Source organism: Streptomyces sp. KR55, assembly GCF_052245645.1.
Lineage (GTDB): Bacteria > Actinomycetota > Actinomycetes > Streptomycetales > Streptomycetaceae > Streptomyces > Streptomyces flavusporus.
Genome location: NZ_JBQQCE010000089.1, coordinates 1 through 26,092, shown reverse-complemented (window position 1 = coordinate 26,092; position 26,092 = coordinate 1). Strand labels below are relative to the sequence as shown.

26 protein-coding genes are annotated in these 26,092 nt (G+C 71.1%); 15 read left to right on the top strand and 11 right to left on the bottom strand.

The window, feature by feature from the left end; genetic code table 11:
- From ACTWQJ_RS15655 to ACTWQJ_RS15620, 8 genes are all read left to right on the top strand, one after another.
- The coding region (locus ACTWQJ_RS15655) for a DNA translocase FtsK (RefSeq protein ID WP_443307245.1) at positions 1-1,529 on the top strand (1,529 nt) is incomplete at its 5' end.
- Between the two features lie 272 nt (positions 1,530-1,801).
- Positions 1,802-2,644 (top strand): helix-turn-helix domain-containing protein, encoded by an 843-nt coding sequence (locus ACTWQJ_RS15650; RefSeq protein ID WP_443307244.1) that lies wholly within the window; start codon positions 1,802-1,804, stop codon positions 2,642-2,644.
- A gap of 107 nt (positions 2,645-2,751) precedes the next feature.
- Positions 2,752-4,248, top strand: a complete 1,497-nt coding sequence (gene rimO / locus ACTWQJ_RS15645; protein WP_443307243.1) for a 30S ribosomal protein S12 methylthiotransferase RimO — start codon at positions 2,752-2,754, stop codon at positions 4,246-4,248.
- Entirely contained in the window at positions 4,245-5,030 is a 786-nt protein-coding gene (gene pgsA / locus ACTWQJ_RS15640) for a CDP-diacylglycerol--glycerol-3-phosphate 3-phosphatidyltransferase (RefSeq protein ID WP_129801121.1), read from the top strand. The genes rimO and pgsA overlap by 4 nt, the downstream gene beginning before the upstream one ends.
- Complete coding sequence (locus ACTWQJ_RS15635; protein WP_443307242.1) at positions 5,027-5,572, top strand: CinA family protein; 546 nt, start codon at positions 5,027-5,029, stop codon at positions 5,570-5,572. The genes pgsA and ACTWQJ_RS15635 overlap by 4 nt, the downstream gene beginning before the upstream one ends.
- 109 nt (positions 5,573-5,681) lie before the next feature.
- Complete coding sequence (locus ACTWQJ_RS15630) at positions 5,682-6,062, top strand: helix-turn-helix domain-containing protein (protein WP_129801119.1); 381 nt, start codon at positions 5,682-5,684, stop codon at positions 6,060-6,062.
- 223 nt (positions 6,063-6,285) lie between these two features.
- Positions 6,286-6,756 carry a Dps family protein gene (locus ACTWQJ_RS15625; protein WP_443307241.1) on the top strand — a complete coding sequence of 157 codons (471 nt, stop codon included), beginning with the start codon at positions 6,286-6,288 and terminating at the stop codon, positions 6,754-6,756.
- Positions 6,757-6,984: 228 nt separating this feature from the next.
- Positions 6,985-7,260 carry a hypothetical protein gene (locus ACTWQJ_RS15620; RefSeq protein WP_443307240.1) on the top strand — a complete coding sequence of 92 codons (276 nt, stop codon included), beginning with the start codon at positions 6,985-6,987 and terminating at the stop codon, positions 7,258-7,260.
- Here ACTWQJ_RS15620 and ACTWQJ_RS15615 read toward each other — a convergent pair.
- From ACTWQJ_RS15615 to ACTWQJ_RS15605, 3 genes are read right to left on the bottom strand one after another with little or no spacing between them, the layout of a single operon-like run.
- On the bottom strand, positions 7,208-7,972 hold the full coding sequence (locus ACTWQJ_RS15615) for an SDR family NAD(P)-dependent oxidoreductase (protein ID WP_443307239.1): 765 nt from the start codon (positions 7,970-7,972) through the stop codon (positions 7,208-7,210). The two genes, ACTWQJ_RS15620 and ACTWQJ_RS15615, sit on opposite strands and share 53 nt — an antisense overlap.
- Positions 7,973-8,008: 36 nt before the next feature.
- Positions 8,009-8,845, bottom strand: coding sequence for an Fpg/Nei family DNA glycosylase (locus ACTWQJ_RS15610; protein ID WP_443307238.1), 837 nt, complete (start codon positions 8,843-8,845; stop codon positions 8,009-8,011).
- Positions 8,846-8,902: 57 nt separating this feature from the next.
- Positions 8,903-13,825, bottom strand: a complete 4,923-nt coding sequence (locus ACTWQJ_RS15605; protein WP_443307237.1) for an ATP-dependent helicase — start codon at positions 13,823-13,825, stop codon at positions 8,903-8,905.
- 85 nt (positions 13,826-13,910) lie between these two features.
- On the opposite strand from ACTWQJ_RS15605, the gene ACTWQJ_RS15600 reads away from it, so the two are divergent.
- Genes ACTWQJ_RS15600 through ACTWQJ_RS15590 form a run of 3 tightly spaced genes read left to right on the top strand, consistent with a single transcriptional unit; the run spans position 13,911 to position 15,819 of the window.
- Complete coding sequence (locus tag ACTWQJ_RS15600; protein ID WP_443307236.1) at positions 13,911-14,885, top strand: AraC family transcriptional regulator; 975 nt, start codon at positions 13,911-13,913, stop codon at positions 14,883-14,885.
- Positions 14,774-15,514 (top strand): AzlC family ABC transporter permease, encoded by a 741-nt coding sequence (locus ACTWQJ_RS15595; protein ID WP_443307235.1) that lies wholly within the window; start codon positions 14,774-14,776, stop codon positions 15,512-15,514. The genes ACTWQJ_RS15600 and ACTWQJ_RS15595 overlap by 112 nt, the downstream gene beginning before the upstream one ends.
- Entirely contained in the window at positions 15,511-15,819 is a 309-nt protein-coding gene (locus ACTWQJ_RS15590) for an AzlD domain-containing protein (protein ID WP_443307234.1), read from the top strand. Before ACTWQJ_RS15595 ends, ACTWQJ_RS15590 begins: the two co-directional genes overlap by 4 nt.
- A gap of 32 nt (positions 15,820-15,851) precedes the next feature.
- On the opposite strand, the gene ACTWQJ_RS15585 is transcribed toward ACTWQJ_RS15590, so the two are convergent.
- Positions 15,852-16,796, bottom strand: a complete 945-nt coding sequence (locus ACTWQJ_RS15585; protein ID WP_443307233.1) for a hypothetical protein — start codon at positions 16,794-16,796, stop codon at positions 15,852-15,854.
- Between the two features lie 80 nt (positions 16,797-16,876).
- Here ACTWQJ_RS15585 and ACTWQJ_RS15580 point away from each other — a divergent pair, with 80 nt between their 5' ends.
- The 4 genes from ACTWQJ_RS15580 to recX all read left to right on the top strand — a co-directional run bounded on the left by ACTWQJ_RS15580 (position 16,877) and on the right by recX (position 20,647).
- Positions 16,877-17,071: a DUF3046 domain-containing protein gene (locus tag ACTWQJ_RS15580; protein WP_224734156.1), complete on the top strand. Its 195-nt coding sequence runs from the start codon at positions 16,877-16,879 to the stop codon at positions 17,069-17,071.
- A gap of 60 nt (positions 17,072-17,131) precedes the next feature.
- Positions 17,132-18,382 carry an AI-2E family transporter gene (locus ACTWQJ_RS15575; protein WP_443307232.1) on the top strand — a complete coding sequence of 417 codons (1,251 nt, stop codon included), beginning with the start codon at positions 17,132-17,134 and terminating at the stop codon, positions 18,380-18,382.
- Positions 18,383-18,721: 339 nt separating this feature from the next.
- The gene (gene recA / locus ACTWQJ_RS15570; RefSeq protein ID WP_443307231.1) at positions 18,722-19,849 is read left to right on the top strand and encodes a recombinase RecA; all 1,128 of its coding nucleotides are present in this window, start codon (positions 18,722-18,724) and stop codon (positions 19,847-19,849) included.
- 3 nt (positions 19,850-19,852) lie between these two features.
- The gene (gene recX, locus ACTWQJ_RS15565) at positions 19,853-20,647 is read left to right on the top strand and encodes a recombination regulator RecX (RefSeq protein ID WP_443307230.1); all 795 of its coding nucleotides are present in this window, start codon (positions 19,853-19,855) and stop codon (positions 20,645-20,647) included.
- A 203-nt stretch (positions 20,648-20,850) separates the two neighbouring features.
- Here recX and ACTWQJ_RS15560 read toward each other — a convergent pair whose 3' ends face one another.
- From ACTWQJ_RS15560 to ACTWQJ_RS15530, 7 genes are all read right to left on the bottom strand, one after another.
- Entirely contained in the window at positions 20,851-21,252 is a 402-nt protein-coding gene (locus ACTWQJ_RS15560; protein WP_443307229.1) for a rhodanese-like domain-containing protein, read from the bottom strand.
- Positions 21,253-21,305: 53 nt separating this feature from the next.
- Positions 21,306-21,851, bottom strand: coding sequence for a cysteine dioxygenase (locus ACTWQJ_RS15555; RefSeq protein WP_443307228.1), 546 nt, complete (start codon positions 21,849-21,851; stop codon positions 21,306-21,308).
- Positions 21,852-21,923: 72 nt separating this feature from the next.
- On the bottom strand, positions 21,924-22,010 hold the full coding sequence (locus tag ACTWQJ_RS15550; RefSeq protein WP_313960178.1) for a putative leader peptide: 87 nt from the start codon (positions 22,008-22,010) through the stop codon (positions 21,924-21,926).
- A 97-nt stretch (positions 22,011-22,107) separates the two neighbouring features.
- On the bottom strand, positions 22,108-23,760 hold the full coding sequence (locus tag ACTWQJ_RS15545) for an FAD-dependent monooxygenase (RefSeq protein WP_443307227.1): 1,653 nt from the start codon (positions 23,758-23,760) through the stop codon (positions 22,108-22,110).
- 175 nt (positions 23,761-23,935) lie between these two features.
- On the bottom strand, positions 23,936-24,841 hold the full coding sequence (locus ACTWQJ_RS15540; RefSeq protein WP_443307226.1) for an amino acid ABC transporter permease: 906 nt from the start codon (positions 24,839-24,841) through the stop codon (positions 23,936-23,938).
- Positions 24,838-25,515 (bottom strand): amino acid ABC transporter permease, encoded by a 678-nt coding sequence (locus ACTWQJ_RS15535; RefSeq protein WP_443307246.1) that lies wholly within the window; start codon positions 25,513-25,515, stop codon positions 24,838-24,840. Before ACTWQJ_RS15535 ends, ACTWQJ_RS15540 begins: the two co-directional genes overlap by 4 nt.
- Before the next feature lie 150 nt (positions 25,516-25,665).
- A partial coding sequence (locus ACTWQJ_RS15530; RefSeq protein ID WP_443307225.1) for a transporter substrate-binding domain-containing protein occupies positions 25,666-26,092 on the bottom strand: 427 nt, incomplete at its 5' end.

Sequence of the window (26,092 nt, the reverse complement as noted above, 5' to 3'; positions counted from 1 at the left end):
CCCACGAGACCCGCGACCTCCCGCCGCGCGCCGAGCAGCTCCAGCTGTCCGGCGACATCACGTACTCCCTGCCGTCCCTCGACCTCCTCACGCGCGGGGGCCCCGGAAAGGCGCGCAGCGCGGCCAACGACGCCGTGGTGGCCTCGCTCACCAACGTCTTCTCCGAGTTCAAGGTCGACGCCGCCGTCACCGGCTTCACGCGCGGGCCGACGGTCACGCGCTACGAGGTCGAACTCGGCCCCGCCGTGAAGGTCGAGCGGATCACCGCGCTCACCAAGAACATCGCGTACGCCGTCGCCAGCCCCGACGTGCGGATCATCAGCCCGATCCCCGGCAAGTCCGCGGTCGGCATCGAGATCCCGAACACCGACCGTGAGATGGTCAACCTCGGCGACGTGCTGCGGCTGGCGGCGGCCGCCGAGGACGACCATCCGATGCTGGTCGCGCTCGGCAAGGACGTCGAGGGCGGCTATGTGATGGCGAACATCGCGAAGATGCCGCACGTCCTCGTCGCCGGAGCCACCGGTTCCGGTAAATCCTCGTGCATCAACTGCCTGATCACGTCGGTCATGATGCGCGCGACCCCCGAGGACGTCCGCATGGTCCTGGTCGACCCCAAGCGCGTCGAGCTCACCGCGTACGAGGGCATCCCGCACCTGGTCACGCCGATCATCACCAACCCGAAGCGGGCCGCCGAGGCGCTCCAGTGGGTCGTACGGGAAATGGACCTGCGGTACGACGACCTGGCGGCGTACGGCTACCGGCACATCGACGACTTCAACGAGGCCGTGCGGAACGGCAAGGTGACGGCGCCGGAGGGCAGTGAGCGGGAACTCCAGCCGTACCCGTACCTCCTGGTGATCGTCGACGAGCTCGCCGACCTGATGATGGTGGCGCCGCGCGACGTGGAGGACGCCATCGTGCGCATCACGCAGCTCGCGCGCGCGGCCGGCATCCACCTGGTGCTCGCCACGCAGCGGCCGTCGGTGGACGTGGTCACCGGTCTGATCAAGGCGAACGTGCCGTCGCGGCTGGCGTTCGCCACCTCCTCACTGGCGGACTCGCGGGTCATCCTCGACCAGCCGGGCGCCGAGAAGCTGATCGGCAAGGGCGACGGACTGTTCCTGCCGATGGGCGCGAACAAGCCGGTGCGTATGCAGGGCGCGTTCGTGACCGAGAAGGAGGTTGCGGCCGTCGTCCAGCACTGCAAGGACCAGATGGCGCCGGTCTTCCGGGACGACGTCACCGTCGGCAGCAAGCAGAAGAAGGAGATCGACGAGGACATCGGCGACGATCTGGACCTGCTGTGCCAGGCGGCCGAGCTGGTGGTCTCCACGCAGTTCGGCTCGACCTCCATGCTCCAGCGCAAGCTGCGCGTGGGCTTCGCCAAGGCCGGGCGGCTGATGGACCTCATGGAGTCGCGGAACATCGTCGGGCCGAGCGAGGGCTCCAAGGCGCGTGATGTTCTTGTGAAACCCGATGACCTGGATGGCGTGCTCGCATTGATCCGTGGGGAGTCTGAAGCGTAGGGAGACGGGTGTCCTACGGCCGTCGCGCGGTGTGTTGTTCGATCGTGACTCACCCGTAAGCGATCATTGAGCAACCGTTTCCTTCCGGCGTACGTCAAGTTGAGGGAACCGCAAAGCACCTGCCCCACCATCAGTCAACACTCGACCCGCCATCAGGATGTCCGGCCATTCGGATGGCGTACAAAGTCCCGTCGCCCGGTTGCCCCACCCTTTCGTACCCCCCCTAGACTGAACCTCCAGCACAGGTGGCTACACGCTCGAAAGGCGCCCCCGTGTCCATCGGCAACTCCCCTGAAGACGAGCGTCCGTTCGAAGACGTATCCGAGGAAGCCCGCCCCTCCATCGGCCGCGCCCTGCAGCAGGCGCGCATGGCCGCCGGGCTGACCGTCGACGACGTCAGTACCGCCACCCGAGTCCGCATCGCCATCGTGCACGCCATCGAGTCGGACGACTTCGCGCCCTGCGGCGGCGACGTCTACGCCCGCGGGCACATCAGGACCCTGGCCAGGTTCGTCCACCTGGACCCGGCCCCACTCCTCGCCCAGTACGACGCCCAGCACGGCGGGCGGCCGGCGCCGACACCGGCGGCACCCCTCTTCGAGGCCGAGCGCATCCGCCCGGAGCGGCGGGGACCCAACTGGACCGCGGCCATGGTCGCCGCGATCGTGGTCGTGATCGGCTTCGTCGGGTTCACCGTGGTCAAGGGCGGCGACACCGGCACCGGCTCCGAGACGCCGGTCGCCGAGGGATCCAAGCCCTCGTCGACCAAGACGGCCTCGCCCTCCAACGGCAACAGCAAGCCGGCCGAACCGAAGCCCGACCCGACGGAGAGCGCCATCGCGGCCGCGCCCCAGGACAAGGTCACCGTCCAGGTGAGCGCCGTCGACGGCCGCAGCTGGATCTCCGCCAAGGACCACAACGGCCGGCTGCTCTTCGACGGACTCCTCAAGCAGGGCGAGTCCAAGACCTTCCAGGACAGCTCCAAGATCAACCTCGTGCTCGGCGACGCCGGCGCGATCCAGCTCTATGTGAACGGCAAGAAGATCGAGAGCGACTTTCAGCCGGGCTCCGTGGAGCGGCTCACCTACACGAAGGGTGACCCGCAGGTCGGGTAGGCGCCTGAGAGGCGTGTCGTCGCTACGGGGTTGGCCATGATCGGCCAACCCCGTCGTCGTGGGGTGGTCGACATGGGGTGTCAGCGGGACGAAGTAGTCTTGAGCCCATGCCTGAACGCCGTACCGTCGCACTCGTCACCCTTGGCTGCGCCCGTAACGAGGTGGACTCGGAGGAGCTCGCAGGCCGTTTGGAGGCGGACGGCTGGGAGCTCGTCGAGGAAGCCGGGGACGCCGACGTCGCCGTCGTCAACACCTGCGGCTTCGTCGACGCCGCCAAGAAGGATTCCGTCGACGCCCTGCTGGAGGCCAACGACCTCAAGGGACACGGAAGAACCCAGGCCGTCGTGGCGGTGGGCTGCATGGCCGAGCGGTACGGCAAGGAGCTCGCCGAGGCACTCCCCGAGGCCGACGGCGTGCTGGGCTTCGACGACTACGCGGACATCTCCGACCGGCTGCAGACGATCCTGAACGGCGGCATTCACGCCGCGCACACCCCGCGCGACCGGCGCAAGCTGCTGCCGATCAGCCCGGCCGAGCGGCAGGATTCGGCGGCATCCGTCGCGCTGCCGGGGCACGCTCCGGTGGACCTTCCCGAGGGTGTCGCCCCGGCCTCCGGGCCGCGCGCGCCCCTGCGGCGCCGGCTGGACGGCGCCCCCGTCGCCTCTGTGAAGCTCGCCTCGGGCTGCGACCGGCGCTGCTCCTTCTGCGCCATCCCGTCCTTCCGCGGCTCCTTCATCTCGCGCCGCCCGAGCGACGTGCTGAACGAGACGCGGTGGCTGGCCGAGCAGGGCGTCAAGGAGATCATGCTGGTCTCCGAGAACAACACCTCGTACGGCAAGGATCTGGGCGACATCCGGCTGCTGGAGTCGCTGCTGCCGGAGCTGGCTGAGGTCGATGGCATCGAGCGGGTGCGCGTGAGCTACCTCCAGCCGGCCGAGATGCGCCCCGGGCTGATCGACGTCCTGACCTCGACGCCGAAGATCGCACCGTACTTCGACCTGTCCTTCCAGCACTCCGCGCCCGACGTGCTGCGCGCGATGCGCCGCTTCGGTGACACCGACCGGTTCCTCGAGCTGCTCGACACCATCCGCAGCAAGGCGCCCGAGGCCGGCGTGCGCTCCAACTTCATCGTGGGCTTCCCCGGCGAGAGCGAGGCCGACCTGGCCGAGCTGGAGCGGTTCCTGAACGGCGCACGGCTGGATGCCATCGGCGTCTTCGGCTACTCCGACGAGGAGGGCACGGAGGCGGCCACGTACGACAACAAGCTCGACGAGGACGTCGTCGCCGAGCGCCTCGCCCGCATCTCGCGGCTGGCCGAGGAACTCGTCTCGCAGCGGGCCGAGGAGCGCGTCGGTCAGACCGTGCGCGTGCTCGTGGAGTCGGTGGACACCGAGGACGGCACCTACGGTCGTGCGGCGCACCAGGCGCCCGAGACGGACGGCCAGGTGCTGCTGACGAGCGGCGAGGGTCTGCGCATCGGTCGTATGGTCGAGGCGAAGGTGGTCGGTACGGAAGGTGTCGACCTGGTGGCCGAGCCGTTGCCGGGCGCGTTCGTCGGCGGTCGCGCAGGCGGTCTCCCGGGCAGTGAGGAGGCGGGCAGATGACCGGAGTACCAGCGTCCGCCGCAGGTGGCTCCGCCAAGGCGAACGGTGCCGCGGCCTCCTCGAGAGGGACCGCTGCGCGCGGGGCCTCGAAGGGGAAGGGGGCGGCCGCGGGTTCTACCGGGTCGGGCGCTTCCGGCGCGCAGGACGGGGGGAAGCCGGCGCGCGGCGGGAAGATCGCCGCCGCGGCCGTCGACCAGGCCAGCGTCTGGAACATCGCCAATCTCCTGACCATGCTCCGGCTGGTCCTGGTGCCGGGTTTCGTCGCGCTGATGCTGGCCGACGGCGGCTACGACCCGGCATGGCGTTCGCTCGCCTGGGCGGCCTTCGCCATCGCCATGATCACTGACCTGTTCGACGGCCATCTGGCGCGCACCTACAACCTCGTCACCGACTTCGGGAAGATCGCCGACCCCATCGCCGACAAGGCGATCATGGGCGCGGCGCTGATCTGTCTGTCGGCGCTGGGCGATCTGCCGTGGTGGGTGACGATCGTGATCCTCGGGCGGGAACTCGGGATCACACTGCTGCGTTTCTGGGTCATTCGGTACGGCGTCATCCCGGCCAGCCGCGGCGGCAAGCTGAAGACGCTCACGCAGGGCGTGGCCGTGGGGATGTACGTGCTGGCGCTGACGGGGTGGCTGGCCACCCTGAGGTTCTGGGTGATGGCGGCGGCGGTCGTCCTGACCGTGGTGACCGGGCTCGACTATGTGAGACAGGCCATTGTGCTGCGCAGGCAGGGAATGGCCGAGCGCAAGGCTGCGTTGGAGGAGACGGAAACGTGAGTTCCCCGGCCGCGGAAGTGGTGCGACTACTCACGGTGAGGGGCGAGACGGTCGCCGTCGCCGAGTCGCTGACGGGCGGCCTGGTGTCGGCGGAGCTGACGGCGGTTCCGGGGGCGTCCAAGGCGTTCCGGGGCTCGGTGACGGCGTACGTGACTGCGCTCAAGCACGAGCTGCTGGGCGTCGACGCCACTCTGCTGGCTCAGCGTGGAGCGGTGGATCCGCAGGTCGCACTCCAGATGGCGATCGGCGTCCGGAAGGCGCTGGGTGCCGACTGGGGCATCGCGACCACCGGTGTCGCCGGTCCGGAATCACAGGACGGGCAGCCCGTCGGGACGGTTTTCGTGGCCCTGGACGGGCCCTTCGGACCGGGTTCCGGTTCCGCCGGTGGCGGAAAAGTGGAGCCTCTGAGGTTGAACGGCGACCGCGCGGAAATTCGTATGGAGAGTGTACGGAGCGTACTCGCACTGCTTCTGAGGGAGCTTGCGGGCGAACAGACCGGGAATGAGCGGGCACAGGATACGGAACGGAACGGGGGGTTTTGATGTTTGCAGCCCTGAGTGAACACGACATCGCTCCCCGCACGGCCGCAGCGCAAGGCGGTACGGTGGGGCGTGAAGGATGCGGCTACGCGGTCCGAGGAGGGAGCCACCGATGATTCTGCTCCGTCGCCTGCTGGGTGACGTGCTGCGTCGGCAGCGCCAGCGCCAGGGCCGTACTCTGCGCGAAGTCTCCTCGTCCGCCCGAGTCTCACTCGGCTATCTCTCCGAGGTGGAGCGGGGGCAGAAGGAGGCTTCCTCCGAACTGCTCTCCGCCATCTGCGACGCGCTGGACGTACGGATGTCCGAGCTCATGCGGGAAGTGAGCGACGAGCTCGCCCTCGCCGAGCTGGCCCAGTCTGCTGCCGCCACACCCAGCGAGCCCGTGCCCACGGCGGTTCGTCCGATGCTGGGATCCGTGTCGGTGACCGGTGTGCCGCCGGAACGGGTGACCATCAAGGCGCCGTCCGAGACGGTCGACGTGGTCGCGGCGTGACGTACGCGCGCGTTGGACGCGTGGGCTGACGCCCACGCCGTAGGAAACGTGTGATGCCCCGGCCGGGGCTTCCCGGGGAGATCCCCTGGGGAGTGCCGTCGGGGTTTTCGCATGTGCGGGGTCTTGCTTCGGGTTCGCTTTGATTTCCGTTCGGGTGCGTTTGCCGGTCCCGGGTGCCGCGTTCATCGTGGAGGGACATGCCGGGCGAGCCAACGGAGGTGCGATGTACGTCGTCAAGAGCCCACTGTCCGATGCGCATCTGATGACCGTCTCCGAGGCGCTGCAGGGCGCACTCGCCGATCTGGTGGACCTCGCCCTGGTGGCCAAGCAGATCCACTGGAACGTCGTGGGGCCGCGCTTCCGGTCGGTGCACCTTCAGCTCGACGAAGTGGTCGACACCGCGCGAACCCACTCCGACACCGTTGCCGAACGCGCCTCTGCCCTGGGCGTCTCGCCCGACGGGCGCGCCTCGACAGTGGCCGTCGGCAGCGGCATCGGGGCGGTGAACGGCGGCTGGATCCAGGACGGGGACGCCGTGGCGGTGCTCGTCGAGGCCCTCGGGGCGCTGATCGGACGGATGCGGGAGCGGGTGGCCGCGACCGCGGAGGCGGATCCGGTGTCGCAGGACATCTTCATCGGGATCACGGCGGATCTCGAGAAGCACTACTGGATGTTCCAGGCCGAGAACGGTTGACCGGGGTTGCGACTGTCCCGGGTGAACCCAGGTGCTTCGGGTGCCCCGGTTTCCGGTGACGCAGGTGAACGTAGCCCGGCGTTGCGGGGTGCCGCTGCGCCCACCCTCCCCCACTCTCGGCTTCGCTCGAGCGGGGGGACCCCCATCGCCCTGGGGGTCCCCCCTCTGGGGGAGGCACGACTGCCCGCAGCTCAGCCCCTGTGTGGCGTCGAGCTGGAGGTGACGGCCATGGCGGCGCGGACAGTGCGTTGGGGGGGCGTTCTGGGGCTCGGGGCGGTGTGGTGGTGGGCCGTGCTGCGGCTTGCGGTGGCGCCCGACGCGGGGGCGCTGGAGGGGGCGGTCGCGGCCGGGGGGTGGGGGCTGAGCCTGTTGCCGGTGCACTGTGCGCCCAGGGCGCGGGCGGCCGGGGCGCTCGGGGTGGCGCGGTGGCGGAACGCCTTGCGGACCAGCGCTACCAGGGCATCGCCACACCCCCGTTCGGACGCAGGATCTGGCCCGTGGTGAAGGCCGATGCGTCGGAGGCCAGGTGGAGGACCGCGTGGGCGACGTCCTCCGGTTCGCCGACCCGGCCCAGCGGCGACATCCGCGCCATCACCGCCTCGGTGCGCGCCTGGGCCGCGTTGTCGTGGCGGTCGGTCATGGGAGTGCGGATCCAGCCCGGCGCGACCGCGTTCACCCGGATGCCGGACCGGCCCAGCTCCGTCGCCAGCGTCTTCGTCAGCTGTACGACGGCCGCCTTGGCTGCGCCGTAGCACAGCAGGCCGGGGCCGCCGGTGTCGACGGCGCCGGACGCCATCGTGATGATGCTGCCCCTGATGTTCCGGTCGAGCATCAGACGGGCCGCCTCCTGGCAGGCGTACAGCACGCCCTTGAAGTTGACGTTCAGCACCCGGTCGAGGTCCTCGTCCCGGGTCTCCAGGACCGGGCTGCTGTGCATGATCCCGGCGATCGCGGCCAGCACGTCCAGCCGCTCACAGGACGCGACGGCCTGTCTCACCTGGGTGCGGTCGGTGACGTCGAGGTGGTGGGTGCGGGCGGTGCCGCCGTGGTCCTTGATCCGGGTCGCCGTCTCGTGCAGGCCCTGCGCGTCGCGGTCTGCGCAGTGCACGGTGGCGCCGGCCCGGGCGAGCAGGACCGCCGAGGCGCGGCCGATGCCGCCGGCGGCGCCGGTGACGAATGCGGTGCGTCCGGTGAGGTCGTACGCCTTCACGGCCATGCTGGGACCGTACGAGCATTTCTGACGGGTCGTCAATTAGTGCGGTGCCGGGTTCCGTCTCGTACGCGGGGTGCCGGACGTCGGGGCCGGGCCCGTCTGGCAGGTCGGGCACCAGTAGGTGGGGCGCTCGCGGGAGCCGTCCCCCTGGTCGGCGACGCGGACGGGCGTGTGGCAGCGCAGGCAGGGGCGGGGTGCGCGGCCGTAGACGAACAGGTCCTGGCCGCGGCGGCCCGTCGTGGTGCGGACCGGGCGGTCGCGGTTGGTCTCCAGGAGTTTCCTGGCGAGGGCCGGGAGCTTGGCCGTGTGGTCGGCGGGGAGGTCGCCGATCGGGAGCCACGGGGTGGCGCCGAGCAGGAAGCAGAGCTCGCTCTTGTACACGTTCCCGATGCCGGCGAGGTTGCGCTGGTCCAGGAGGGCTTCGCCCAGGGGGCGGGCGGGGTCCGTGAGGAGGTTGGTCAGCGCACGGTCCGGGTCCCAGTCCGGGCCCAGCAGGTCGGGGCCGAGATGGCCGACGGCGCGATCCTCGTCGGCGGTACGGAGGAGTTCGAGGACGGGGAGGCGGTAGCCGAAGGCCGTGCGGTCGGCGGTGCCCAGGATCGCGCGGATCTGGTGTGCCGGGCCGCCGGTCCAGCGCCGGCCGCTCGCGTACACCTTCCAGGAGCCGTCCATCCGTAGGTGCGAGTGCAGGGTCAGGCCGCCTTCGATACGGGCCAGGATGTGCTTGCCGCGCGGGGTGACGTCCAGCACGGTACGGCCGGTGAGGTCGGCCGTCGCGTATTTCGGCACGCGCAGGTCGGAGCGGGTCAGCACCTTGCCCGCGAGGGCGCCGTGCAACCGCCTCGCGGCCTGCCAGACCGTGTCTCCTTCGGGCATGGGTTCAGGGTGGCACGGGGAGAGGGGCGTGTGCCGGGTCGCGTTGTGGGATGTGGTTCACGCCCGTAGGCGTAGGCCTCTCGGTGTTGCGACGAAGCCTGCTGTTTCCAGCAGGGTGCCTATCGGGGACGTCAGGGCGGGGGTGCCGTTGATGCGTTCCACCGTGACCGTGCCGAGGGAGCCGGCGCGGGCGGCTGCGGCGAGGGCCTCGGCGGCCGTGCCGAGGCGTGGGTCGTCGGCGGGTGTGAGGTCCGGGGCGGTGGGCCAGGCCAGCAGGGTCTTGCCGCCGCGTTCCATGTACAGGGCCGACTCGCCGTCGACGAGGACGACGAGAGAGCCCGCCTTGCGGCCCGGCTTGTGCCCGGCGCCCGTCGGGGGCTCCGGCCAGGGGAGAGCGGCGCCGTAGGCGTTCGCCGGGTCGGCGGCGGCCAGGACGACGGCACGGGAGACGGCGGAGGGGCGGTTGCCGCGGGCAGGGGAGCCGGGGGTTGCGCGGCCGCCGTTCTGCCAGGAGGGGGCGCCCTGCGGAGTGCCGGATGTGGGGAAGTCCCGGGGTGAGACGTAGTCGCCCGGTGAGGGATGGGGGAGCGGGGAGTCGGCGTCCAGGGGGTCGTACGCCGGGTCGGCCTGGTAGGCATGGTCGTCGAACGGGCCGAGGGCGTCGGCGGCGGTGAAGTAGCCCTCGGTGACGCCCTCGGGGGCGCCGGTCCCGAACCGCGGGTCGGGCAGCCCGTCGCCCCGGTCGCGGGCATTGGCCACGGCCCGCAGGCGGTCCACGGCGCCGTCCATCGCGAACTGTGCGGCCCCGAGCCCCTCGACGACGTAGCCGCGCCGGGCCTGGCCGCTCTCCTCGAAGACGGACAGGATGCGGTACGTCGCCGAGAACCCGCCCTCGACGCCCTCCGCGGCGACCGCTCCCCGGGTCACGACGCCGTGCCGGTCGAGGAGTGTGCGGGCCAGGGCGTGGGCGCGCACGGTGAGGTCGGGTTCGTGGGCCGGGAGCAGGGACCAGCGGCCGGCGACGGTCGGCGGGCCGCTGCGGGAGGCGGGGCGGGCGGCAGCGGTCAGGGAGCCGTAGCGGCCCCGTGGGACCGTGCGCTTGGCGCGGTGGGCCGTGGAACCCGCGGTGCGGCCGGAGCCGAGCAGGGAGCGCAGGGGCGCGAGGGTGTCGTTGGTCAGTCGGCCGGACCAGGCCAGGTCCCAGACGGCGTCGGCAAGTTGGGGGTCCGTGGCCTCGGGGTGGGTGGTGGCACGGACCTGGTCGGCGATCTGGCGGAAGAACAGACCGTAGCCGCCGGAGAGGGCGTCCAGGACGGACTGGTGAAGGGCCGTGAGCTCCAGCGGGTGCGGGGGCGGCAGGAGGAGTGGGGCCGCGTCCGCCAGGTACAGGGACACCCAGCCGTCCTTGCCGGGGAGCGCGCCGGCTCCGGCCCACACCACCTCGCCGGCGGCCGTGAGTTCGTCGAGCATCGCGGGGGTGTAGTTCGCGACGCGGGACGGCAGGACGAGCTTCTCCAGGGCGGAGGCGGGCACTGATGCGCCCTGCAACTGCTCGATGGCGCGCACCAGTCCGTCGATGCCGCGCAGCGCGTGGCCCCTGCCGATGTGCTGCCACTGCGGCAGGAACTGCGCGAGCGCGGCCGGCGGGACCGGCTCCAGCTCGTGCCGCAGCGCGGCCAGGGAACGGCGACGCAGTCGGCGCAGTACGGCTGCGTCGCACCACTCCTGGCCGATGCCGGCGGGGTGGAACTCTCCCTGTACGACCCGCCCCGACGCGGCCAGCCGCTGCAGGGCGCCCTCGGTGATGGCCACGCCCAGGCCGAAGCGGGCCGCGGCCGTCGTGGACGTGAACGGGCCGTGGGTGCGGGCGTAGCGCGCGAGGAGATCGCCGAGGGGGTCCTTCACCGGTTCGGTGAAGGCTTCCGGGACCCCGACCGGCAGTGCCGTGCCCAGTGCGTCGCGCAGGCGGCCCGCGTCCTCGATCGCTGCCCAGTGGTCCGCCCCGGCGATACGGACCCGGATCGCCCGGCGGGCGCCCGCCAGCTCCTTCGCCCACTGTGGTTCGGCGCCCCGTTCGGCCAGTTCGGCGTCCGTGAGCGGGCCGAGCAGCCGCAGCACATCGGCGACGCCCTCGGCGTCCTTGACGCGCCTGTCCTCGGTGAGCCACTGCAGCTCCCGCTCCAGCTCGGTCAGCACCTCCGCGTCCAGCAGCTCACGCAGTTCCGCCTGGCCGAGCAGTTCGGCGAGCAGACGCGAGTCGAGCGACAGGGCGGCGGCCCGGCGCTCGGCGAGCGGCGAGTCCCCCTCGTACAGGAACTGGGCGACGTACCCGAAGAGGAGGGAGCGCGCGAAGGGGGACGGCTCCGGAGTGGTGACCTCGACCAGGCGGACCTTGCGGGACTCGAGATCGCCCATCAGCTCGACGAGCCCGGGGACGTCGAAGACGTCCTGGAGGCATTCGCGCACTGCCTCCAGGACGATCGGGAACGAGCCGAACTCACCGGCCACCTGAAGCAGTTGGGAGGCGCGCTGGCGCTGCTGCCACAAGGGCGTGCGCTTGCCCGGGTTGCGGCGCGGCAGCAGCAGCGCGCGGGCGGCGCACTCGCGGAAACGCGACGCGAACAGGGCCGAGCCGCCCACCTGGTCGGTGACGATCTGGTCGACCTCGCCCTTGTCGAAGACCACGTCCGCCGCCCCGACGGGCGCCTGTTCGGCGTCGTATTCCGTGCCCACCTTCATCGGTTCCCGGTCGAGCAGGTCCAAGCTCATGAGGTCGGCGTCCGGCAGGCGCAGCACGATGCCGTCGTCGGCGTGCATGACCTGTGCGTCCATGCCGTACCGCTCGGAGAGCTTGGCGCCGAGGGCGAGCGCCCATGGGGCGTGCACCTGGGCGCCGAAGGGGGAGTGCACGACGACCCGCCAGTCGCCGAGCTCGTCGCGGAAGCGTTCGACGACGATGGTGCGGTCGTCGGGGACGTGGCCGCAGGCCTCGCGCTGTTCGTCCAGGTAGGACAGGACGTTGTCCGCCGCCCAGGCGTCCAGGCCGGCAGCGAGCAGGCGCAGCCGGGCGTCCTCCGTGGTGAGTGAGCCGACCTCGCGCAGGAACGCGCCCACCGCACGGCCCAGTTCCAGTGGGCGGCCCAACTGGTCGCCCTTCCAGAACGGGAGCCGCCCCGGGACGCCGGGCGCGGGGGAGACCAGGACCCGGTCGCGGGTGATGTCCTCGATGCGCCAGGAGCTGGTGCCGAGCGTGAAGACGTCCCCGACCCGGGACTCGTAGACCATCTCCTCGTCGAGCTCGCCGACCCGGCCGCCGCCCTTCTTGGGATCGGCACCGGCGAGGAAGACCCCGAACAGGCCACGGTCGGGAATCGTGCCCCCCGAGGTGACGGCGAGGCGCTGGGCTCCGGGGCGGCCGGTGATCGTGCCGGCGATGCGGTCCCACACCACGCGTGGGCGCAGTTCCGCGAACGCGTCCGACGGGTAGCGCCCGGCGAGCATGTCGAGGACCCCGGTGAACGCTGACTCCGGGAGCGACGCGAAGGGGGCGGCCCGGCGGACCATGGCGAGCAGGTCGTCGACCTGCCAGGTGTCCATCGCCGTCATGGCGACGAGCTGTTGGGCCAGGACGTCCAGGGGGTTGGCCGGGACCTTCAGGGACTCGATCGCGCCGGTGCGCATCCGCTCGGTGACCACGGCCGCCTGCACCAGGTCGCCGCGGTACTTGGGGAAGACCACGCCGGTGGAGACCGCGCCGACCTGGTGGCCGGCGCGACCGACGCGCTGGAGGCCGGAGGCCACGGACGGTGGAGACTCGACCTGGACCACGAGGTCCACCGCGCCCATGTCGATGCCGAGTTCGAGGCTGGAGGTGGCGACCACGGCGGGGAGCCGGCCCGCCTTGAGATCCTCCTCGACAAGGGCCCGCTGCTCCTTCGACACCGAGCCGTGGTGTGCGCGGGCGATGACGGGCGGGGCGCCCTGGGCGGCACCCGAGCCGCCCATGAGTGCGGCGGGGGCGTGGTGCTCGTCCAGGGGCTCGCCGGTGGCCCGCTCGTACGCGATCTCGTTGAGCCGGTTGCACAGGCGCTCCGCGAGGCGGCGGGAGTTGGCGAAGACGATGGTGGAGCGGTGGGCCTGGACGAGGTCGGTGATGCGCTCCTCGACATGCGGCCAGATGGACGGGCGCTCGGCGCCCTCGGAGCCGTCGGCCACCGGGGAGCCACCCAGTTCGCCCAGGTCCTCGACCGGGACCACCACCGAGAGGTCGAACTCCTTGCCGGACTCCGGCTGAACGATCTCCACCCTGCGGCGGGGGGAGAGGAAGCGGGCGACCTCGTCGACCGGGCGGACCGTCGCGGAGAGGCCGATACGGCGGGCCGGCTTCGGCAGGAGCTCGTCCAGGCGCTCCAGGGAGAGAGCGAGGTGCGCGCCGCGCTTGGTGCCGGCGACCGCGTGCACCTCGTCGAGGATCACCGTTTCGACGCCGGACAGCGCGTCGCGCGTGGCCGACGTCAGCATCAGGAACAGGGACTCGGGGGTGGTGATCAGGATGTCCGGCGGGCGGGTGGACAGGGCGCGGCGCTCGGCGGCCGGGGTGTCGCCGGAGCGGATGCCGACCTTCACGTCCGGCTCCGGCAGGCCGAGGCGCACTGACTCCTGGCGGATGCCGGTCAGGGGGCTGCGGAGGTTGCGCTCCACGTCCACGGCGAGGGCCTTGAGCGGGGAGACGTACAGGACGCGGCAGCGCTTCCTGGGGTCGGCCGGGTGGGGGGTCGAGGTGAGCTGGTCCAGGGCCGCGAGGAAAGCGGCCAGCGTTTTGCCGGAACCCGTGGGGGCGACCACCAGTACGTCCGATCCCTCACGGATGGCCTGCCACGCGCCCGCCTGGGCCGCGGTGGGCGCGGAAAAGGCCCCCGTGAACCAGCCGCGGGTCGCGGGGGAGAAGCCGTCGAGGGCTCGGTGCCTGGAGCTTGCCATGGGGCTATCCTGCACCCGGCCACTGACAATGCGGCTGACCTGCGCGTTTGCTGCTTCGGGCCAGGCGGTGCTGGAGAATGGAGTCATGGCGGGTACCGGCGAGCGGGCGCGGCACTGGCAGTACGCGGAGCTGCCCGGTGTTGATCTGCTGCGGGCCCGGTACATCCGGAAGACGTTCGTGCGGCACACGCACGAAAACTTCGTGATCGCCGCCATCGCCGACGGGGTGGAGGTCTTTCACCACGGCGGGGGCGATCAGTACGCGGGTGCCGGGGCGCTGGCCCTGGTCAATCCGGACACCCCGCACACGGGGCGGGCCGGGGTACCGGAGGGATGGCGGTACGGGGCCGTGTATCCGTCGCCGGAGGTGGTGGCGGACATCGCCGCGGAGACGACCGCGATACGCGGTACCCCGGGGTTCGCCCGGCCCGTGCTCGACGATCCGTACGCCGTGAGCCTCGTGCATCAGGTACTGCGCGCCGCCGACGAGGGCAACGCGCTGGCGGCCGACACGCTGCTGCGGGTCGCCGTGACGCGGCTGCTGCGGTTGAACGGCGGAGCGCTGCCGCAACGCCAGGTGCGGACGGCGGGAGCGCGGATCGCGGCACGCGCACGTGAGGTGCTGGAGGAGCGGATGGCCGAGCCGCCGACCCTGGAGACGCTCGCCGGGAACCTCGGCACCAGCCCGTTCGCGTTGCTGCGGGCGTTCCGGGAGGTGTACGGCATGCCGCCGCACGCCTGGCTGACCGATGCCCGCGTGCGCCGGGCGCGCCGGTTGCTGGACGCGGGGACAGCGCCCGCCGAAGCCGCCGTCGCGGTCGGGTTCACCGACCAGCCGCACCTGAACCGGCACTTCAGCAGGATCGTGGGCGTGCCTCCGGGGGCGTACCAGCGGGAGCGCAAGAACGTACAAGACGCTCCGCGACGGCTGCACCTACCGTCCGACGTGTGGCAGAACGGACAGCTCACGCGGACACGCACGCAGACATACCGGCCGACCGCGGAGGAAGGCCGGACGCCGCCGTCGTACGGGACGCCCTCGGGGTCGGAGTCGCCGTAGGACTGTCGGGGTTCGCCTTCGGGGTGACCTCGGCGGGCAGCGGGCTCAGCTTGTTGCAGACGTGTGCGCTCAGCCTGCTGGTGTTCACCGGCGCCTCCCAGTTCGCGCTGGTGGGGGCGCTCGCCGCGGGCGGGAACCCGCTCACGGCGGCTGCGGGCGCCTTCTTCCTGGGCGTGCGCAACGCCTTCTACGGGCTGCGGCTGTCGCAGTTGCTGGCCCTCCCGCGCGTGGTGCGCCCGTTCGCAGCTCAGTGGGTGATCGACGAGACGACGGCGGTCGCCCTGGCGCAGCCCACGCGGCGCAGCATCCGGATCGGGTTCGTCGTGACCGGGCTCAGCCTGTACGTGCTGTGGAACCTGACCACGCTGCTGGGTGCGCTGGGGGCCGAGGCCCTCGGCGACACGGCCACCTGGGGGCTGGACGCGGCCGGGCCCGCGGTCTTTCTGGCGTTGCTGGCGCCGATGCTGAGGACCGGGACCGAGCGAGCCGTCGCCGGACTCGCCGTGGTCCTGGGGCTGGGGCTGCTGCCGGTGCTGCCCGCGGGGGTGCCGGTGCTGGCGGCCGCCCTCGCGGCGCCGGCCGTGCTCTTCATGGAAGGACGCCGAGAGGCACGAAAGGGAATGCGTTGAACGTCTGGATCGCGATCGGTGTCACCGCCGTCGGCTGCTACGCCGTCAAGCTCGCCGGACTCCTCGTCCCGGCCGGTGTGCTCGAGCGGCCCCTCGTCAAACGGCTCGCAGCACTCCTCCCCGTCGCCCTCCTCGCCGCCCTCACGGCCCAGCAGACCTTCGCCGACGGGCGGGCGCTCGTGCTGGACGCGCGCGTGGCGGGGCTTGCCGCGGCGGCGCTGGCGCTGTTCCTGCGCGCCCCGTTCCTGCTCGTCGTCGCGGCGGCGGTCGTGGTGACGGCGGGGGTACGGGCGATGGGTGGGTGAGACGAGCCGATGGGGCGGCGAGACATCCGCGGTCAGCCAATGGGCCGGCCGTAGGCCCTGAGGGTGCGCAGTGCCTCGATCGTCACCATGGGGCGCGCCTCCAGCGCCGGGGCGGGTGCCCACTGACGCCATCGGATCGGCCAGCCGCCGTCCTCCTGCTGTTCGCTCGCGAGGAAGTCCAGGGAGCGGTTCATCTCGTCGTCGGTGAACCACGCGCGCGCGAGGGACTGCGGAGTCTTCGCGTAGTCGTGCGGGAAGTGGTGCTCCGCCGGGGCGTAGCCGGGGGCCACGGGGTAGGTGTCGGGCTTCTCCGGGTCCAGGACCGCGAGGCGGTGCTCGCGCACCAGGCGGCCCAGGCGGTCGGCGGCCGCCTCCGCGCGCGGGCGGTCGGGTGCCGAGTCCAGGAAGGCCACGGCGGCCTCGATCTCGTAGGGGTGGGACCGCTCCAGAGACTCGACCGTCTGCCAGCAGAAGTCCGTGGCCCGGAACAACCAGGCGTGCCAGACCTCGTTACGGTGCAGCAGGCCCACCACCGGCCCGGTGGCGAGCAGTTCGCTCGGAGGGTCGTCGACGACCGGTACGAAGGGGGCGGTCGGATAGCCCCGCTGGCTGGGATGGATCGCCGGCAGCGCGCCGTCCGCCGTGGACACGGAGGTCAGGTACCGGCACACACGCTCCACCCGCTGCCCGCCACAGCGCCCGAGGGAGTCCAGGACGCGCAGGGCGTGGGAGGTGTGCAGCGGCTGGCTGACCGGGCCGCGCAGATCGGGTTCCAGGGCGTGGCCGTATCCGCCGTCCTGGTTGCGGTAGGCGTCCAGCGCGGTCTCCACCGGGTCGGCGCCGCCGTGCAGGAAGTGGTAGGCGAACAGGCGCTGTTCCAGTACGCGCGCGGTGAGCCAGACGAAGTGCTCGGCACGGAAGAGCGGGGAGTGCGCCGGGGGCGTAGGGGGGAGTGGGGAAGCTCCAGTTTCGGCCATGGGTCAGACCGTAGGGCGGAAAGCGTTCTCGGCAAGCGGTCCCGGCTCGGGCCCACCCTCAGGGGCGGGATACTGGTGTCATGAGGTTGACGGTCTTCTGGGAGCGGATGGCGGAGCACTTCGGTACGGGCTACGCCGAGACCTTCGCGCGCGATCACGTGATGTCGGAGCTCGGCGGGCGCACCGTGCACCAGGCGCTCGACGCCGGCTGGGAGGCCAAGGACGTGTGGCGGGTGGTCTGCTCGGTCATGAACGTGCCACAGGAAAGGCGCTGACCGGTCACGAAGATCGCAGGACCGCACCCGATTGTCACCGGCGTGGGCGAGACTTGCACCGTGGCACCCATAGATGAGACCGGGCAGGCAGCCCAGCAAGCATCCCCCTCCGGCACCGCGCCGCCCGCCCGGCACCCCGGCCGCGCGTCGAGCGCACGTATGCCGCGTTGGCTGCCACGCGCCATGGTGCTGGCGCTCGCGCTCATCGCCGTGTTCCAGCTGGGCAGCTGGGCCTTTCACCAGCTCACCGGCCTGCTGATCAACATCCTGATCGCGTTCTTCATGGCCCTCGCGATAGAACCCGCGGTGAGCTGGATGGCCTCGCGCGGCATGCGCCGAGGGGCTGCCACCGGCATCGTCTTCCTCGCCGTGATCATCGCGTCCGCGGGCTTCGTCACGCTGCTCGGCTCCATGCTCGCCGGCCAGATCATCACGATGGTCGAGGGGTTCCCGGGCTACCTCGACTCCGTCATCAACTGGATCAACGCGCACTTCAACACCGACCTGAAGCGGGTGGACGTCCAGGAGGGCCTGCTCCGTTCCGACTGGCTGCGCAACTACGTGCAGAACAGCGCCACCGGTGTCCTGGACGTGTCCACGCAGGTCCTCGGGGGACTCTTCCAGCTGCTGACGATCACCCTGTTCGCGTTCTACTTCGCCGCCGACGGACCCAGACTGCGCCGCGCGCTCTGCTCCGTACTGCCGCCCGCCCGGCAGGCCGAGGTCCTGCGGGCCTGGGAGATCGCCGTCAACAAGACCGGCGGCTACCTGTACTCGCGCGGCCTGATGGCACTCATCTCGGGGATCGCGCACTACATCCTGCTGGAGAGCCTGGGCGTGCCCTACGCGCCCGTGCTGGCCGTCTGGGTGGGGCTCGTCTCGCAGTTCATCCCCACCATCGGCACGTATCTCGCAGGTGCCCTGCCCATGCTGATCGCCTTCACGGTCGACCCCTGGTACGCGCTGTGGGTGCTGGTCTTCGTCTTGGTCTACCAGCAGTTCGAGAACTACATGCTGCAGCCCAAGCTGACCGCCAAGACCGTCGACATCCACCCCGCGGTCGCCTTCGGCTCGGTCATCGCGGGCACTGCTCTCCTCGGCGCGGTCGGCGCGCTGATCGCCATCCCGGCGGTCGCCACGCTCCAGGCGTTCCTTGGGGCGTATGTGAGGCGGTACGACGTCACGGACGACCCGCGCGTGGACGGGAACCACAGACGGGAGCCGGGGCGGCCCGGGGCGCTCACGCGCGCGCGACGCCTGTGGGAGCGGCTGCGGGAGACGGGGCGGAGCTCGGCGGCGGAGCGTCAGTAGGTGAGGACGGCCCGCACCGCGGCCCCGATGACGGCGGCCACGTAGCAGCTGACCGCCCGGCGAAGCAGGGCGGGAGCGGGCTGTCGGCGCCGGAGCCAGGGGCCGTTGTCGGTGCGCCGACATAGTCTCGGAAGCGCCGTGTGGTGCGCTTGACACAAAAATCGAACATCCATTCTTATGGAAGCTCCGGCGAGGCTCTGGACGGGGATTTCCGCAGCGATTTGAGGGGGAAGTGCCCGAGTTATCCACAGGCCGGACCCACGTCGGGGCGCATTGTCAGTGGCAGGCGTTAGCGTCTTTGACGTGAAGCGATCGACTCAAGCAAACCGGGTGGAACCCATGGCAGGTACCGACCGCGAGAAGGCCCTCGACGCCGCGCTCGCACAGATTGAACGACAATTCGGCAAGGGCGCGGTCATGCGCATGGGCGAGCGGTCGAAGGAGCCCATCGAGGTCATCCCGACCGGGTCGACCGCCCTCGACGTGGCCCTCGGCGTGGGCGGCCTGCCCCGCGGCCGTGTTGTGGAGATCTACGGACCGGAGTCCTCCGGTAAGACGACCCTGACACTGCACGCGGTGGCGAACGCCCAGAAGGCCGGCGGCCAGGTCGCCTTCGTGGACGCGGAGCACGCCCTCGACCCCGAGTACGCGAAGAAGCTCGGCGTCGACATCGACAACCTGATCCTGTCCCAGCCGGACAACGGCGAGCAGGCGCTGGAGATCGTGGACATGCTGGTCCGCTCCGGTGCGCTCGACCTCATCGTCATCGACTCCGTCGCCGCGCTCGTCCCGCGCGCCGAGATCGAGGGCGAGATGGGCGACAGCCACGTGGGTCTGCAGGCCCGTCTGATGAGCCAGGCCCTGCGGAAGATCACCAGCGCGCTCAACCAGTCCAAGACCACTGCGATCTTCATCAACCAGCTCCGCGAGAAGATCGGTGTGATGTTCGGCTCCCCGGAGACCACGACCGGTGGCCGGGCGCTGAAGTTCTACGCCTCGGTGCGCATCGACATCCGTCGCATCGAGACCCTGAAGGACGGCACGGAGGCGGTCGGCAACCGCACCCGCTGCAAGGTCGTCAAGAACAAGGTCGCGCCCCCCTTCAAGCAGGCCGAGTTCGACATCCTCTACGGCCATGGCATCAGCCGCGAGGGCGGCCTGATCGACATGGGCGTGGAGCACGGCTTCGTCCGCAAGGCCGGCGCCTGGTACACGTACGAGGGCGACCAGCTCGGCCAGGGCAAGGAGAACGCCCGCAACTTCCTGAAGGACAACCCAGACCTGGCCAACGAGATCGAGAAGAAGATCAAGGAGAAGCTGGGCGTCGGCGTACGGCCCGAGGAGCCCGCCGCCGAACCGGGCGCGGACGCCGCGGTTGCCACCCCCGCGGACGACGCGGCCAAGGCGGCACCGGCACCGGCGGTGGCGAAGACGGCCAAGACCAAGGCCGCGGCCGCCAAGAGCTGACCCGTGACACGGCGAACCGACTGGCCGGAGCACGCCTACTCCGGCCCCCCACACAGACCGGAGCCGACGAGCGCGGGCGACGGAGGCTTTGCCGGGCACGGTGACGATGAGTCGGAGAGAGGCTCGCACCCCGCCGAGGGCGTGAGCGGCAGCGGTCGGCTTCGCGGCGACCGCACAGGGCACGGCGAGGGCGGTTCACGACGTGGGCGTGGACGCCGTCGGCGCGGCTTCGGAGAGCCGTCCGCCGAGGACGGGGACGCCTTCTCCTCGTCGAGGGCCGAGAAGGGGGAGTCCTCAGGGGACCCGGCTGAGCGGGCGCGGGCGATCTGTCTGCGCCTGCTCACCGGGACCCCGCGGACGCGGAAGCAACTTGCGGACGCCCTGCGCAAGCGGGAGATCCCGGACGAGGTTGCCGAGGAGGTGCTGTCACGGTTCGAGGAGGTCGGGCTGATCAACGACAGCGCGTTCGCGGACGCCTGGGTGGAGTCCCGGCATCACGGCCGGGGGCTGGCCCGCCGAGCGCTCGCCCAGGAGCTGCGGACCAAGGGGGTCGACCCCACGCTGATCGACGAGGCCGTCGCCCAACTCGACTCCGAGCAGGAAGAGTCGACCGCGCGTGAGCTGGTGGCCCGCAAGCTGCGCTCCACCCGCGGCCTCGACCGGGACAAACGACTCCGCCGCCTTGCGAGCATGCTCGCCCGCAAGGGCTACCCCGAGGGCATGGCCCTGCGGGTGGTCCGGCAGGCGCTGGAAGAGGAGGGCGAGGACACGGAGTTCCTCGGCGACGAGGGGATCTGATGCATGTGCCGCGCGCCGGTGACATCCAGAATCCCCGGAACTGCGAACCACGGTTGCACAGCCCACAGCCTCGGTGCGGGAGCAGCTGTGCAAGGGGGCGGGGCGGGGCCCTGCGGCACGGTAGACGCGCGGGGGCGCCGATCGCGTCCAGGGCCCTGCCCCACCCACTCTCACTGAGCCGTGGTGCCCACGCCACGCCCTGTCTACGACGTCACCGGAAGCCCTGCCGCCCGCCACGCCTGGAACCCGCCCACCAGATCGGTTGCCCGGTGCAGTCCCAGCCGGTGCAGGGAATCGGCCGCCAGGCTCGACGCGTAGCCCTCGTTGCAGATCACGACGACGCGCAGGTCGTGGCTCGTGGCCTCGGGGAGGCGGTGGCTGCCATGGGGGTCGAGTCGCCACTCCAGTTCGTTGCGCTCGACGACAAGGGCGCCGGGGATCAGCCCGTCCCGCTCCCGCAGGGCCGCGTACCGGATGTCCACCAGGAGCGCCTCGCCTGCGCGGGCGGCGTCGTACGCCTCCTGCGGCTCGATCCGCTTGTACCCCTCTCGCACCCGCTCCAGCAACCCGTCGATGCCGACCGCCGGTTCGCGCTCACCGCTCACCGCCGGCGCTCCGACTCGCCGATGACGAAGCCCTCCTTGTTCGCCCACCCCGCTCACTGCCAGTCCTCCGGGCGCTCGACCTGCTCAAGTCGCAGCACATGCCCCGTACGGCTGTAGCGGCGGATGCGTGGCAGGGGCGGGTAGTAGGCGTGCACGGAGACCGCGTGCCGGTCGAGGGACTCGTTGAGTACCTCGTGGACATGGTGGCGGCCGAACGAGCGCCCTCGGCCGGCCGGCAGCAGGCGCTCCCGGTCGACGCCGTCCGTGAGTTCGAGGGTCTTCCAGCCGTCGGTGGGCAGCCGGGCGGCGAGCGAATTCTCCCGTAGCTCTCCGCGGGCGGTGAGGAAGGCGCCCACCGAGTCGGCGTGATCGTGCCAGCCCGTGCCCGTGCCCGGCGGCCAGCCGATCAGCCAGGCCTCACTGCCACCGGGCCCCTCCAGGCGCACCCAGGTGCGGCCCTGCGGGTCGAGCGGAAGCGAGTCGATCAGCGCGGCATCGGCGGCCGTACGCCGGACGAAGCCGAGAAGGTCCGCCTGCGTCGGGGCATTGGCGGAGCGGGAGTCGGAGGTGGAAAGAGAGGGGGAGCCAGACACGTGCACCGTCCTGATGAGCGTTCGCGTGAGCGCGCGCAGCGAGGCGTCAGCGGCGCGCGGGAAGACAGAGAGGCGAGATCAGCAGGACGGGCGACACACACAGCCCGCATAGCGGACGAGGTCCATGTGGACCCTCCGCCACAGGCGTACACAGGTGTCGGTCACGATCCGGAGTACACCATGCCGGTGCAGGCGGGTCAACTCACCGTCACCATGCGGACGCAGCGACGGTGAAGGCGAGGCTCTGGCCAGGTGACGGGCGTCAGCGCGTACCCGCCGTGGCCTCTTCCGGGGCCTTCGCCGTGCCGCCGAGCGTGGCCTCGGCCGCCGCGTACAGGTCGGCCGGGCGTACTCCGTTCAGGGCCGTGACGAGGTGCCCGTCGGGCCGGACCAGGAGCACGGTGTGGGCGGCGGCGCCCGGATAGCTCTCGGCGACGAGCAGCTCGGCGGGGTGCGGCAGCGCGGTGACCGCGGCCGCGAGCCGGGGCATGATCCCCGCGGTCACCCAGTGCTTGCGCTCCCACACCCCGGTGCCGGGGGCGATCAGGACGACGAGCAGCGCGCCGCGGCCGAGGCGGTCGCGCAGCCGTACGAAGGAACCGTCCTCGGCGGTGACCCGTACGTCCGTGACGGGTGCTCCGGGGGCCGTGTGGACGGGTGCCTGGTCCTCGAGGTAGCGGGGGATGAGCGGGGAATCGGCGTAGGTGCCCGGGGCGCCCAGCGGACCGCGCCCCAGGTGTCCGTCGGTGAGCAGCGCGTCATGGCCGCGGGCGGTGCCGGGGACGTACGAACGCAGGCTCCCGCTGCCGCGGAGGAGCGGGAGCACCTGGTCGGTGTTGCGCAGCCGGGCGGCGACCACCGCGCGGCGCTCGGTCTGATAGCTGTCCAGCAGCGCCTCGTGCGGCCCGTGGTGCCAGGCCAGCGCCAGCTTCCAGGCGAGGTTGTCGGCGTCCCGGAGCCCCTCGTCCAGACCGTGCGTGCCCAGCGCGCCCAGCAGGTGGGCGGCGTCCCCGGCGAGGAAGACCCGGCCGGCGCGCCAGCGGCGGGCCAGCCGGTGGTGGACCGTGTGGACTCCGGTGTCCAGGAGTTCGTACGACGGTGTGGAGCCGTCGGTCCAGCCCGCGAGGGTCTCCCGGATGCGGGCCACCAGCAGCTCGGGCGTGACCAGGTCCTTGCCGGGCGGCAGCAGCCAGTCCAGCCGCCAGACGCCGTCGGGCAGCGGTCGTCCGGTGATCTCCCCGCCCGAAGGTCCCGACGTCCGCCATGGCGGCATCCGATGGAGCAACGCCCGACCGGGCCACGGAAGTTCCGCCCGCAGCGCGGCGACGGCATACCGCTCCACCGCGGTGCGGCCGGGGAAGCGGATGTCCTGCAGCTTGCGTACGGTCGAGCGGGGACCGTCGCAGCCAACCAGGTAACTGCCGCGCCACCAGGTTCCCTTGGGACCTCGGGTGTGCGCGCTGACACCGGAGGGCTCCTGCTCGATGGTGTCGAGGCGGCTGTCCACGGCGACCTTCACGAGCCGCTCGTGCGCGAGGGCCGCGCGCAGGGCGTTGGTCAGGACGTGCTGGGCGATGTGCAGCGGGGCGAACTCGACGGGAGGCGCGACCTCCGCGGCGTCCGCACCGTCCGGGCCCTCATCTCCCGCGTCGCCGAACGTGACCTCGCGCATCACCTGCCTGCGCCGCATCGACCGCCATCCGGCCCACCGCATCCCGACCTCGGCGAGCGGCACCCCGGTCAGCCGTTCCATGAGCGCGGCGGTGTCCTCACGCAGTACGACCGTCCGCGCGAGCCTCGGTTCGTCCTTGCCCGGCCCCTCGTCCAGGACAACGGACGGCACTTCCTGACGCGCGAGCGCCAGGGCGAGCGTGAGCCCGACAGGCCCCGCTCCGACGATGATCACCGGGTCCACGGCGCGCCGCTCCCCGTTCCCAGTGGTGCCTCGACGGACGTGTGTGAACAGGAGGTTGGAGCAGGGTGCACGATCACAGAACGTATGCAACCCATTGCCGGTGCTTGCGTCAAGTGACGAGGGCAGTGGCGATCATGCCACTGCCCTCGTGCCTCCGGCGATTACTGACTGATCGTCAAATCCTGTCGGCGCCGGCTCCGTAGCTGCCACCGACCTCGGCCGCGTTGAGCTCCTCCACGTCCTCCTTGCCGAGCACCGCACCCGTGCTCCGCTTGCTGCGCCGCAGCCTGCCCTCCAGCCAGCTCGCGAAGCTGGTCAGGATGAAGTTGAGGATGATGTAGATGACGGCCACCACGATGAAGCTCGGGATGACGTTGGCGTAGTTGGCGGCGAGCGTGCCGCGCGAGTTCAGCAGCTCGGTGAAGTTGAGCAGCACGCCACCCAGCGCGGTGTCCTTCACGATGACGACCAGCTGGCTGACGATGGCCGGGAGCATCGCCGTGACGGCCTGCGGCAGCAGGACGCTGGTCATCGTCTGGCCCTTGCGCAGGCCGATCGCCTTGGCGGCCTCCGTCTGCCCCTTGGGCAGGGCGAGGATGCCCGCGCGGACGATCTCGGCGAGGACCGAGGCGTTGTAGAGCACCAGGCCCGTGACGACCGCGTACAGCGGACGGTCGTCGGTGCTGACGTCCGTGGAGCGGGCGTAGAACTCGTTGGCGAACAGCATCAGCAGCAGCACCGGGATCGCCCGGAAGAACTCCACCACCGCACCGGCCGGGATCCGCACCCACCGGTGGTCGGACATGCGTGCGATGCCGAAGGCGGCGCCCAGCGGAAGGGCGATGATCATGGCGAGCGCCGCGGCCTTCAGGGTGTCGGCGAGGCCAGGCAGCAGATACGTCGTCCAGGCCTCGGACTCCGTGAACGGCTTCCACAGTGCCCACCGCAGCTGGCCCTTGTCGTCCATCGTCTGCCAGATCCACCACAGCAGCAGGGCCAGCAGGGCGACGAAGACCACCGAGAGGATCAGGTTGCGCCGCTTGGCCCGGGGGCCGGGCGCGTCGTAGAGAACGGAGGTCACCGCTTCACCGCCAGTCGCTTGCTCAGCCAACCGAGGAACAGGCCGGTGGGCAGGGTCAGTACCACAAAACCGAAGGCGAAGATCGCGCCGATGAGGACCGTCTGGGCCTCGTTCTCGATCATTTCCTTCATCAGGAGGGCAGCCTCCGCCACACCGATCGCGGCCGCCACGGTCGTGTTCTTCGTCAGTGCGATCAGTACGTTGGCCAGCGGGCCGATGACCGAGCGGAACGCCTGCGGCAGCACGATGAGCGAGAGGACCTGGCTGAAGCTCAGCCCGAGGGCGCGGGCCGCCTCGGCCTGCCCCACGGGCACGGTGTTGATGCCGGAACGCAGCGCCTCACAGACGAAGGCGGCGGTGTAGGCGACGAGACCGAGGATCGCGAGGCGGAAGCCCTGGAGTTCGAAGTCGTCGGACGCGCCCATCGTCACCCCGAAGATGTCGGCGAGGCCGAGCGAGGTGAAGACGATGATGACGGTCAGGGGGATGTTCCGGACGATGTTCACATAGGCGGTGCCGAACCCGCGCATGAGCGGGACCGGACTGACCCGCATGGCCGCCAGCAGGGTGCCCCAGACCAGGGAGCCGATGGCCGAGAAGACGGTGAGCTGCACCGTCACCCAGAAGGCGCCCAGCAGGCTCGGGTCGTCATAGTCTGAAAGAAAGTCGAACACGATCTCCCGCGCTTCCGGGTGTGTGACGTACGTGGCGGACACGGCGCACCGCCGCTGTGAGCACGGCGACGGCGGCGCGCCGGTGAAACTCCGCGTTACCTGCGGGCATTCGCGTGACGCGCGGATGCCCGCTTACTGGGCGAGAGGGGGTTACTGAACGATCTGCCCGATCTTCGGGGCGGGCTCGTTCTTGTAGTTGGCCGGGCCGAAGTTCTCCTTGACCGCGGTCTCCCAGGACTTGTCGCTGACCATCTTCTCCAGCGCGTCGTTGATCTTGTTCACGGTCTCGGTGTCGCCCTTCTTGACGCCGATGCCGTAGTTCTCGTTGCTCAGCTTCAGGCCGGCGAGCTTGAACTGGCCCTTGTACTGCTCCTGGGCGGCGAAGCCCGCGAGGATCGAGTCGTCGGTCGTCACCGCGTCCACGGCACCGCTCTGCAGACCCGCGATGCACTCCGAGTACGTGCCGTACTCCCTCAGCTGGGCCTTGGGAGCGATCTCGTCCTGGATGTTCTGCGCCGAGGTCGAGCCGACCACCGAGCACAGCTTCTTGCCGTTGAGGTCGGTGCCCTCGGTGATG